This window comes from Yersinia sp. LJYL362 (assembly GCF_048323875.1).
Map to the genome: position 1 here is coordinate 1 of NZ_JBLWEX010000117.1, position 10,862 is coordinate 10,862.

The following is a 10,862-nucleotide window of genomic DNA, read 5'->3' on the forward strand; positions in this document are numbered from 1 at the left end:
CTCATTTGTTCAGCATAAATTGGTGATATCGAGGCAGGCGGAGCGACGATATTGCTATCTGGATAAATAGAATGTGAAGGTAAAAGAGAATATGGTTCTGGTGCATTTAGATCTGTAATACGATTATGATTCCACGTATTTTCAACTTCAGAATCCCAACTATTTTCTGACCTAGATTCTACAGATTCCGGATTCATATTTTTGGGTGCATAATACTCATCATATTTTCGCTCATAACCATCAGTCATTAGGCCAAAATCGAGCATAATTTTTTCATACAGACTCAGTTGCTGATAAAAATCATTACTGTCATAAGCATGCCTTAATTTTTCTGATTCATATCCACTTGTAAGTCCTAGAGTATGCATAAGTGAAAAGTTATCTGGGCCATAAGTCATTACATCTGTCAGCCCACCAATAGTATTTGCTAAAGTATTTTTGAAAGTCAGTGTATCACTGACAGTATCAGCAATTTTCTGTTTGATTCCATCTACAGCAGCACCAAACTCAGTGGTTCTGAGCCTTAGCTCTTGAAGTTTGGCAATCAACTCTGGATCAACTGTTAAGCCAAAGCGGCTTGAAGCACTTAACAAATTTTTTATCTCAAGTCCTTCTCGTAATAATCCTACACCTTCACTATTTCCTGCTAATGTATTAATTAATGTATCTTGCTCCTGCCTCTCCATTTTATTCTTAAAAATTGGCGCTAAATTCTCCATGGTTTTAGGTAAATTAACTGTATTATTTTCATTCTTAGCAATATCAACATTATATTTTTGAAGCAGCTCAGTCGCTTCTTTATCCTTTCCCAACAAAATATTATTAAATGTTCTATACAGGTGCTCAGACGATTGAATTGCAGTACTTCTATCCGCACCACGAATTTGCATAGCGCCACTTATGTAACTGAATTGGTCAACAGGAGCACCCACATCTTGTGCAGCAGTGCTGATTTCATGTGCCTCGTCCGCTTCTCCATTGAGCCAATGCATTCCTATAGCACCAGCCGCGATAGCAATATTCCCTGTGCGAATCAGTCTATAACCATTGAAAGCTTGAGAGGGTACATTACGTAATATAGGTTTTACTTTTGACGTGTATTTTTTATATGCCGGTATTTCCGTTCCTGCGATATCCTCTAGGGAAGGAACTTCATCAATCTTGTATTTATTAGCCATTTTTGCCAGCCTTAATATTATTAATCCGCTCGGCCTGCTGGCACCACCATATTAAATTACTGTAGGTCAGGGACCAGGCATCGCCCGGCCCCCAGCTATAGTAGTAAGTGACGTCAGCGATTATTTCGCGCCATCGTCCCCCGTTGGGGAGTAGGCTAAAAAACCCATCATGTAAACCTCGCAAACTTTGTAGTCGGTGAAAGCCATTTTTTTAATCGCCTCACGCGGTACCCCAGATACCAATGCAATCAGTAATCCCATACCGCTAAGCGAGCCTGCCTTGGTTTGCTCATCGTAGAATTGCTGTACTTGCAACAGTGTCGGCTCGCTCAGTTCAACGACCTCATAGGTGGTCTTGGTGGCCTCATGCGAAATGGGTTTAACCAGTGAAATGGTTTTACTGCGTTCCAGTTGTGACATATCAGTTCTCCGTCACCGAGCCGCCTTCCCAACTGACATCCACCGTACCTTCAGTGCTGTCTACCAGCAAGGTGCTGACCGACCACATACCACTGCCGATAATAGTTTTGCCATTTGCCAATTCGCACACAATATTGACATTGGTTTGATCATTGAAGTCACTGATAGAAACGCCGCCACTGTCCCGGATGGTGCAAGAGATTGACGGCGCGACCACGGTTTCTTTATAGCCGTGTATTCCGTCCATTCCCATCACCGTCTCGCGCTTGACCTTTGACGGACTGTATTTGAACTGACCCGCCACCATAACGGTAATGCCATCGACCGTGACATAGGCTGTACCCGCCAGGCGATTTGAAGTATTGCTCATAATTTATTTCCTTTTTTATGCTGAAAGAGCCGACTGTTAAGGAGCCGACTACTTGATGATCGAAGAGTTAAGCCGTTGCTTGCAGGCGGAATTGATTGAGTACTGCGAAAATACGCAGCTGATTAATCAGCACACCAGTCCACAACACATCGACCCGATTTGGGTTGCTGGCACTTTTCTCGACAATCAAGCCACGGGCAAAACCTTTGGCATCCTGAACGTAGCCGTTAAATTCTAGTGTCTGATACTGGGCAATCAGCTCGGCACGAATAACGTTAGGAGTGATAATCGCCGAACCCGCTGCGAAACGGGTGCCATCAGCAGCCAACTTCATACGTGCAAATTTAGATGTCACTTGTGTGCGCAAGTAACGGGTGACAAACATCAGCAAGAACAGCGTTTCAATTTGTAGATAGCTATCATCCTCAGCACCGTATTTGTTGGTCTGATAGGTAGTAATGATGTTTTCCACTTGCACTGTACCGTCATCCGCCACTGTCACCGTGGAAATGCCGCTATGCAGCAGGTTATTGCGCTCCGTCAAAGTAAAACGGCTGGACAATGGCGGGGCCAAAACGCCGTTCACCGCCAGTGTTTGCAGCGGACGACCCGGATCATTACGCAGACTCTGCGCAATAGCACCGACATAAGCTGCGGACCAAATATGCGCAGGAGTCGGAGAGTGGTGAATCCCCAACAGCGAGGCGTGTTGGTCATTACGCAACTCACCCGCCGCAGTCAGTTGTCCATAAGTGCCAGACTGAGCAGCAAAACTGTGGCCGTACAATTGCTGACTGTAGCTCCAACGCCCAGTGCTATCAGAAAGGAAGGCCTTGAGTGCATCCAGAGACACCGTATCGGTATACGGATTGATGATGAAATCAAAGGTGCGATCCTGCAAATTCGCCAAGCCGCCGGCCAAGTCGGGTGCCCCGGTACCACCTGCCATTGGGGTTAGCGTTAGTACCAGGCTATCAGGTGTTGATTCGCCGCCAGCGCTGCCGAGATAGTTCAGGCGCAGGTCGATATCATTGCCATGAGCGCCTTTATTTTTCGCGGCTAATACCACTACCGCACCTTCAGATACCATTTCACCGGTATGCACAACGCTCACCGGCAAGTCAGGTTTGCCCTCAATGGCAGCCGCCAGCGCGGCGGCAATGGTGTTGACATCATCAGTTGCAACTACCGTGGTTTGTACCCGAATGCCGCCGATATACAGTGAAATAACTCCAGTGGCCGCGGCTGGCGTAGTCACCGTAATTTTACCGATGGCGGCCGTCATGCTATCTGCATCATTCAGTGGTAAAAGATACACTTCACCCGCTGTATCATTAGCCAGATAAGCGGCTATTTGCCCATGCAACATTGAACCGGCACCCGCCAAAGCAGCAGTTGTGGCGGTTGATGAAACCAGTAGCGGCACATTGGCTGGCAACGTACTTTCCGGCAATGTTTGCCCGATAATCAGCGTGCGCTGGGTGGTACTCGCCGTGTTGGCTTGGGAATTATCAAACTCCGCAAAGAATAATGGCGTGCGCAGGTTACTCGGAATATTAGTGAAAGGAATGGTCATAGTTTTGTACTCTCCGTTGTTAACACTTCAAATGCAGATACCACTGATTTAACAGAGGTTTGCACCACATCACCGTCTTGAATGCGACGGTGCCAAAATGCGTTATCAGGGACCTCTGAGCCAGATTCAGGCAATAAGGTGCCCTTGACCGGGTCGCGCACTGCGCGGCCAGCCGTGGGTTTTACGAACATAGGGTTACTCCGGGAAGGTAATGGCTATCAAGGGTTCAGTCGTGCCATCAGGCATATGCATCGTGACATCGATGCCCTCCAGTTGGGGCGTTTCCAGTGGAAAGAAATCCTCTGGCCCCTGGTAATACTCAAGGTCTAACTCCACTTTTACTTGAGCAAAATGCTGTTCGCTGCTGGTGTCGATACCCATAGTGGTTCGTACCTTGGCAAACTGCTGTATATGGTGGGTCAACTCATAGCTGTTAATCACCGCCCGTTGAATTTGCTCACACAAACGTTCAAGCGCCGATGCCGCTTCGGTGACCCTATTTTCTGCCTCGCTCAGTTGGATATGCCCGCTAATTTGCAATGTCGTCATCGTCTTGAATTGTGGTGCATTGCGGCCGATCGACTCTTTCACTTCCATTGGCGTTTGTAACAAAATCGCTGGATATAGCGTTACTGGCCATACATCCGTTGAATAGACACGGCCTTCCGCATCTGTTTTGCCCATTAACGCGGCGGCCGCCAGTTGCCTGATTTGAGCTGCATTCATGATTTCACCCGATAAGAAATGAGAATTCCGGCATGAAAATTCGCTGGATATTCTTCTGAAAAATAATTGCCCCATAGAGAGATAACTACGGCACCTCCTTGCGATAACGGCTATTTATCTGGCTATTACGCCACTGGATAACCTCATCCAACCGCCCTTTACAAATACGGAGCGCTTGTTTAAGTGTCATGGCATATAAAGCGCTGTCACTCCATGTTGTGCCGGTAAATTCAGGAATTTCACATTGCGTCATTGCCGACTCTGGTGGCAATAACAGCGGGGGTTTGATTAACGATGGAGGCGGCTTATTCCCGCAGGATGTCAATGCCAGACTCAGGCATACGGCTAGCAGCACAGTTGTCATTTGCTGTCGCCAACGTAAATCGTTTGAGGCGGTCCTCCGCTTCATGTCGTAACCTCCTCTCACTTTCCAGTTGTCGGGCAACAGCCGCGCGATTAGCGGCCTCGTTCAACTGATAGGCATCAATGATGTCACCTAGTGTTTGATTAACTACTCGTTCACTCTGTAGCTGGGCATGTTCTTGCTTCTGCTTGGCGCTGAGGCGATAAGTATTTGCCATCAACCCCATGAGGAGCAGCGTCAGCAATACCATAATGATGACTCGTCGGTTCATTTACCCTCCTTGGTTTTCATCAGTATTGGTGTCATGTCAGCCCTCCATTTTGCGTAATGCGTCATGACACACCGCGATAGCGGCTGGAATACTGTCCACAGCTTTATCACGCAGGAAATCGCGCAATATTTCAGTTCTACGTTGTTCTTCTTTAATTATCGCGTCTTTTTCTCGTAAATTGACGTAATAGGTTTTGACAGTAAAAATCACACTAACCAGGGTACCAAGAATAAAGATGTAATCCTGTAAACTCAGAGCCGAGAATAATGCCAGTGCCCCAGTCCACCAATACGGAAGCTGACTTTGTTCATTCATTTATAACCTCCCTCTCTGATACACTGGCGTGTAAAACCAACAGAAACAGGAAAGCCCCGACAATGCGGGGCTTTCCTGTTATTCAATCAGTGTGTTACTAACCAGTGATATCAGACTAATACACTTTTTGCGGACCGCGTTAATGTTTTTTTCACTATTTTTAAATTTATTTTCCTGCTTCATGAATAAAAATGTGAAAATAAAAAAATCCCGCAATAGCGAGACTTTAAATTATTATTCCTGCGGAACTCATAAACCAGTGCTATCAGACTAATACACTTTTCGCGGACCGCACTAATGTTTTTTCATAAAAATGGATATTTTCAATAAACGGATCCATTTCTAATTTTACATTCAACATTGCCAGGCAACCATCAATAAAACCTTCAGCCATTTGTATATTAATTCTGATCAGCCTTTCATCTCTTTTTTGCTGACGTGCAATAGCACGCTTTGATTGATTCAGTACATAATGGCGAATAATTAATTCATATTCATCTGGGCGATATTGTTTTAAGCGGGCAACACACCCATCGACCACTAAACCATCATCATCGCAACATGAAGCTTTGTTTTTAGAAGTATCAGCCAGGAGTCCTTTAAACCCCGCAGCAATAGATGAATAATCCAGCCCAGAACTGTATCTTGCCCATACTCCCCAGCGCGCCAACACCAATTGAATATCTCTCATGCTCTGGCTTTTCTGGCTATGGCTGCCAGCTGCGTTGCCGTTTATTGAACTCATTTATAACTACTCCACAAAAGGCGGGGTCAAGGAATGACGCCTCAGCCTATCGATTGCTCAACAACGGAAACCACCGATAAATCTGGCTGCCGTCCTCTTGTGCGAACCAGAGCAACTCATGCCGCAGATGCCTCTGACACTGATCACAGAGCCTGTTGCCGGTGCGATTACATGCGTTTCTCTTATACATTTCGATTGATTATTACCGCAAGTGATTTTATAGTCAATACCGCAGGTGATTGGATATTATTGCTAACGGTAATAAAATTGACTCATGAAAAAGAAGCCATTGACGCCAGAACAGTTAGACGACGCTAAACGGCTGAAAGAGCTGTTTAATGCCAAGAAAAAAGCACTGGGTATATCCCAGGAGTCTGTCGCGCATGAGTTAGGGGTGGGCCAAAGTGCGGTGAACCAATTCCTAAACGGTATAAACCCGCTCAATGTGACCAATGCAGCTGCTTTTGCCAAAGTGCTTAATGAGCCTATTAGTAGTTTTAGTCCTTCTTTGGCAACAGAATTGGCAAAAATGGCTGAAAGTTTGTCTATCTCATCCCCAAACCGACTCAATGACAAACCCACAGGGACAGTCGCTAACAGTTACCCGTTAATCAGTTGGATTAGCGCAGGAAATTGGTATGAGGCCATAGAACCCTATCAATTACGTGATATAGAAATTTGGCCTGAGTCGACCAAAAATGCGCATGACAGTGCATTTTGGTTGAGCGTAAAAGGTGACTCCATGACTTCACCGTCAGGAATCAGTTTTCCGGAAGGAATGATTATTCTGGTCGATCCGGAAAAAGAACCCATGCCAGGTAACTTTGTTGTCGCCAAATTAACTGACGATAATGAAGCGACATTTAAAAAATTAATTGTTGATGCTGGCGTTAAGTATTTGAAACCATTGAATCCTGCTTACCGTTTAATTGAGCTGAATGGCAACTGTAAGATACTTGGCGTGGTGGTTGATGCCCGCTGGTTAGAGATAGATTAGCCAAAGCCACCTATTCTTAGATTTATATTAGCGTGTCAAAAAATCTAAATCATGTGTATAAACAAGAAGATAAAATCTCGCATAAAAATAACCGCAGGTGATTAGCCATTTAATCACCTGCGGTTATTTTTTATATCACTAAAACAATCATTTAACCTCATTTCACATTAAAATGGCTAAAACTCGGTTGTTTTATGCCAAATATAGCTGTATATTAATACAGTATTAATCACCCAGGAAAGAAATCATGCGAGTAGAATTAATTTATGACAAACGGAATGTCGCCGGCCTGACTAACGCCAATGAAATGATTAAAGCTGAATTGACCAAACGTGTGCATCAAGTGTTTCCCGGTGCCGAGGTTAAGGTCAAGCCGATGCAAGCCAATGGCATTAATACTGATGCAACTAAACAAGAAAAATCAGTGCTCAACCGTTTAGTAGAAGAAATGTTTGAACAAGCCGATGAATGGCTAGTCCATGAGTTTTAAATACAATTAAGCTGGGTAACCAACCCCAGCTCATATTAAGTTTGATGAAATTGTCATGCTGTAATTTAATCTTTTTAATTTTTTTTTAATCTTTAATTAACGTATTTAAATTCTTAGCAATGTTAGCTTTCTCCATGAAGATTTAAACAAATTAAAGGTTAATCATGGAAGCTAATATCGCAGTAAAACAAATTCTGAGCGCATCAGTTCTTCTCGCACTGTCTCACTCTGCTGTCGCCAGTCATCATACCAATATTACTGATAGTTTAACTGTCAGTACCTCGCTAGGCTTATTAAATACAGAAGCAAATGAATATGTTTATGACAGCAATAATCGGAAAGTTAGTCAATTAGACTGGAAGACGGAAAACACCCCTATTATTAAAATGGATGTATCATGGGATCTGTTATCCCGTTTAACCTTAACGGCTCGTGGATGGTCTACATTATCTTCCAGCACAGGAACCATGGATGATTATGATTGGCTAAAGCCTGATCAAACCAAATGGACTGATTGGTCTCACCATGACAAAACCAATTTGAATTATGCTAACGAAATTGATCTTAATGCGAAATTTTGGTTTTTAAAGCAAAAAAATTATCGTATTGCGATGATGTCCGGTTATCAACGTAATAACAGCAGTTGGACCGCTTATGGTGGAAACTATAATTATGATAACGGTAAAAATATTTTTACAACTTCGGATACTGTTACCGTTATCGGATATAAACAAAAGTTTGATATGACCTATCTTGGCCTGGCGGGAAGCTATCATTATCAAAAATTTGAGTTTAATACCTTGCTAAAATACAGCCGTTGGGTAAATGCCAATGGGCATGACGAACACTATTCGCGCAAACTTTCATTCAAAGACAGCAACAAAAACTCTCGCTATTACGCCATAGTGGTAGATGCCGGATATTACATCACCCCAAGCACCAAATTATTTGTGGAAGCAGCCTGGAACCAGTACACCGAAGGTAAAGGAGCAACACAAATCCTCAACCGTACTACCGGCACATCTCAGAATCATGCTGATAGCTCCGGTATCGCTCAGAAAAACCACACCATCGGCTTTGGCCTGCTGTATAAGTTTTAACCCCTCACCTCATCATCACCAATTACAGCATCAATCTTGCTGACACGCCCCGTTTCAGCAAGATTGATGCTGATTTTGCAGTTTAAATGTCACTATTTTTTTCAACTTTATTTGAATTTTCACCACGAAGTTAAGATTAAATTGATTACCAAGCTTTTGTTTTTATTAGATATCGAGATCAACAAAAAACCTCCATCCCGTCACTGTTACATAAAGAAGTATTAACAATAGCGCACTAATTACAGTTTGTTACTGTGACCCAGCTCAAGTTTATCTCAGCCAAGCCGTTACTTGAATTACGCCTTCCCCTTTATTTAGGACGCTCTATGCTTGATTCCATTCGTTCACGTATCTTGGCTGCCTGCATTATCATCGTGGCGGGCTCCCTTGCCATTAATACTTACTTTAACTACTCCGTTGCTAACAAATATAACAGTAGCGCAATCGATAACACCTTGAAGGCGGTCACCGCCAGTCATGGGGTTGGAATTGCCGATTGGGTAGCGATGAAGACACAAATGATCGTGTCTCTTAAAGAGAGCGCACTGGCAGCGGATCCTATTGCAGCCTTACGCCAGGTTGCTGCCGCAGGCAACTTCATTAATGTTTATATTGGTTACGCAAATAAGACGGCCGTTTTTTCTAATCCTGATGGTATTCCTGCTGGCTACGATCCCACCGGGCGCCCTTGGTATTTACAAGCAGTGAAAGCGGGTAGCCCGGTGGTGACTCCCCCTTATATTGATGCAGGGACTAATCAATTAGTTGTGACTTTTGCATTGCCTATTATTCAAGATGGCAGTGTGAAAGGCGTGTTAGCTGCTGATGTCACCATGGATAGCGTGATTGCTAACGTGAAATCCATCCATCCAACGGATGATAGCTTTGGTATGTTAATTGATGCGGATGGCACCATTATCGCACACCCAGATTCACAGTTAACCCTTAAGCCGTTGAGTGAGATAGCGCCAACATTGGATCTTAAAACGCTGCTAACTGCAACCTCCCCTACCGCTGCAGAGATCGGTGGCAGCACTAAGTTGTTGCTCGCACAAGCGGTACCTGGTACCCAGTGGTTTACCGTGGTCGCCCTGGACAAAGCCCATGCCACTGCGGGTATGCGCTCATTGTTGACGACATCTTTAGTCACCCTGATCGTCATTATCTTAATTGCTGTAGTCATTATTAGTCTGATTACGCAACGTGCGCTGACGCCATTGACACATGTACACCAAGCGATGGATGCCATCAGTTCAGGTACCGAAGACTTAACTCAGCGCTTACCGGTCGAAGGTCGCGATGAAGTCGCCAAAATAGCCCTTTCATTCAATAATTTTGCTGACAAGCTCAGTGGCGTCATGGCACAAATCCGCAATACCAGCGAGTCTGTCAGTATTGCCGCTAATGAAATTGCAGCGGGTAATCAGGATTTGTCGGGCCGAACAGAATCAGCCGCCGCCAGTTTGCAACAAACCTCGGCGGCATTAGAACAAATCTCAGCAACCGTGGCACAGTCTGCCAGTGCGGCAAGACAAGCCAATACAGCGGTGCTTTCTGCGGCTAATGATGCTTCTCGTGGTGGCGAGGTTATCGCTAAAGTAATTACTACCATGGAATCTATTGAGGCTGCTTCGGGCAAAATCGGCGATATCACCAGTGTTATCGATGGTATTGCTTTCCAGACCAATATTCTGGCACTGAACGCAGCGGTGGAAGCGGCTCGGGCTGGTGAGCAAGGCCGTGGGTTTGCGGTAGTCGCAGGGGAAGTTCGCACCTTAGCCCAACGCAGTGCGCAAGCGGCGAAAGAGATAAAAACACTGATTGACTCAACGGTTAGCAGTGTCGCCTCCGGCTCTGGTCAAGTGCGCCAGGCGAGTAATACCATGACTGAAATTGTGAGCAGCGTATCTGATGTCACGACAATAATGTCAGAAATCACTAACGCCGCAGATGAACAAATGCGCGGCATTCATGAGATCAACAGTGCGGTGACGCAATTAGATACTATGGTGCAACAAAATGCCGCATTAGTGCAGGAATCGACCGCAGCCTCTGCAGCATTACAAGCTCAGGCGGCTGATTTGACCAGTGCCGTCAACCAATTCAGAATCTAGCGCGCCAGTTCAATAGCATGTGCTTTTGTTGGTTTCAGCGGGTGACCTTTAACCCGCTGAAACACAACGCTATTCAAGTAATATCCGCGCACCAATTTTAAGCGGTGCAAAATTATCTCCCGCAACGCCTGCCTCGGTTAATGCGAGCTTCAATTGTTGCGGCGGCTCATCCAGTGATTCATCAGCCAACTCAAAC

At 44.9% G+C, this 10,862-nt stretch carries 14 protein-coding genes and 1 pseudogene; 4 read left to right on the forward strand and 11 right to left on the reverse strand.

Going from position 1 to position 10,862, the window contains the following annotated elements:
• The 10 genes from ACNSO8_RS05250 to ACNSO8_RS05295 all read right to left on the reverse strand — a co-directional run.
• The coding region (locus ACNSO8_RS05250) for a chemotaxis protein (RefSeq protein WP_418394021.1) at positions 1 to 1,178 on the reverse strand (1,178 nt) is incomplete at its 3' end.
• Positions 1,179 to 1,298: 120 nt separating this feature from the next.
• A complete protein-coding gene (locus ACNSO8_RS05255; protein WP_019082071.1) occupies positions 1,299 to 1,598 on the reverse strand; it encodes a phage tail assembly protein in 300 nt (99 codons plus the stop codon).
• Between the two features lies 1 nt (position 1,599).
• Positions 1,600 to 1,968 carry a phage tail tube protein gene (locus ACNSO8_RS05260; RefSeq protein WP_019082070.1) on the reverse strand — a complete coding sequence of 123 codons (369 nt, stop codon included), beginning with the start codon at positions 1,966 to 1,968 and terminating at the stop codon, positions 1,600 to 1,602.
• A 67-nt stretch (positions 1,969 to 2,035) separates the two neighbouring features.
• Positions 2,036 to 3,544 carry a phage tail sheath subtilisin-like domain-containing protein gene (locus ACNSO8_RS05265; RefSeq protein WP_019082069.1) on the reverse strand — a complete coding sequence of 503 codons (1,509 nt, stop codon included), beginning with the start codon at positions 3,542 to 3,544 and terminating at the stop codon, positions 2,036 to 2,038.
• Positions 3,541 to 3,735, reverse strand: coding sequence for a DUF2635 domain-containing protein (locus ACNSO8_RS05270; RefSeq protein WP_418394022.1), 195 nt, complete (start codon positions 3,733 to 3,735; stop codon positions 3,541 to 3,543). The genes ACNSO8_RS05265 and ACNSO8_RS05270 overlap by 4 nt, the downstream gene beginning before the upstream one ends.
• Positions 3,736 to 3,739: 4 nt before the next feature.
• Positions 3,740 to 4,270 (reverse strand): ATP-binding protein, encoded by a 531-nt coding sequence (locus tag ACNSO8_RS05275; RefSeq protein WP_418394023.1) that lies wholly within the window; start codon positions 4,268 to 4,270, stop codon positions 3,740 to 3,742.
• 85 nt (positions 4,271 to 4,355) lie between these two features.
• Positions 4,356 to 4,541: a hypothetical protein gene (locus ACNSO8_RS05280; protein WP_418394024.1), complete on the reverse strand. Its 186-nt coding sequence runs from the start codon at positions 4,539 to 4,541 to the stop codon at positions 4,356 to 4,358.
• Between the two features lie 34 nt (positions 4,542 to 4,575).
• A complete protein-coding gene (locus ACNSO8_RS05285; RefSeq protein WP_019082065.1) occupies positions 4,576 to 4,905 on the reverse strand; it encodes a DUF2570 domain-containing protein in 330 nt (109 codons plus the stop codon).
• A 36-nt stretch (positions 4,906 to 4,941) separates the two neighbouring features.
• The gene (locus ACNSO8_RS05290; RefSeq protein ID WP_019082064.1) at positions 4,942 to 5,220 is read right to left on the reverse strand and encodes a hypothetical protein; all 279 of its coding nucleotides are present in this window, start codon (positions 5,218 to 5,220) and stop codon (positions 4,942 to 4,944) included.
• A 265-nt stretch (positions 5,221 to 5,485) separates the two neighbouring features.
• A complete protein-coding gene (locus ACNSO8_RS05295; RefSeq protein ID WP_260509401.1) occupies positions 5,486 to 5,911 on the reverse strand; it encodes an antiterminator Q family protein in 426 nt (141 codons plus the stop codon).
• Between the two features lie 328 nt (positions 5,912 to 6,239).
• Between ACNSO8_RS05295 and ACNSO8_RS05300 the strand changes: the two genes are divergently transcribed.
• The 4 genes from ACNSO8_RS05300 to ACNSO8_RS05315 all read left to right on the forward strand — a co-directional run bounded on the left by ACNSO8_RS05300 (position 6,240) and on the right by ACNSO8_RS05315 (position 10,666).
• The gene (locus ACNSO8_RS05300) at positions 6,240 to 6,962 is read left to right on the forward strand and encodes a LexA family protein (RefSeq protein WP_011815980.1); all 723 of its coding nucleotides are present in this window, start codon (positions 6,240 to 6,242) and stop codon (positions 6,960 to 6,962) included.
• Between the two features lie 247 nt (positions 6,963 to 7,209).
• The gene (locus ACNSO8_RS05305) at positions 7,210 to 7,452 is read left to right on the forward strand and encodes a DinI family protein (protein WP_005159352.1); all 243 of its coding nucleotides are present in this window, start codon (positions 7,210 to 7,212) and stop codon (positions 7,450 to 7,452) included.
• Between the two features lie 164 nt (positions 7,453 to 7,616).
• The gene (locus ACNSO8_RS05310) at positions 7,617 to 8,552 is read left to right on the forward strand and encodes an omptin family outer membrane protease (protein WP_019083515.1); all 936 of its coding nucleotides are present in this window, start codon (positions 7,617 to 7,619) and stop codon (positions 8,550 to 8,552) included.
• 326 nt (positions 8,553 to 8,878) lie between these two features.
• Positions 8,879 to 10,666: a methyl-accepting chemotaxis protein gene (locus ACNSO8_RS05315; protein ID WP_050159740.1), complete on the forward strand. Its 1,788-nt coding sequence runs from the start codon at positions 8,879 to 8,881 to the stop codon at positions 10,664 to 10,666.
• A 69-nt stretch (positions 10,667 to 10,735) separates the two neighbouring features.
• Here the strand turns inward: ACNSO8_RS05315 and ACNSO8_RS05320 are convergent.
• Positions 10,736 to 10,862, reverse strand: a pseudogene (locus tag ACNSO8_RS05320) (MBL fold metallo-hydrolase); the annotation flags it as partial.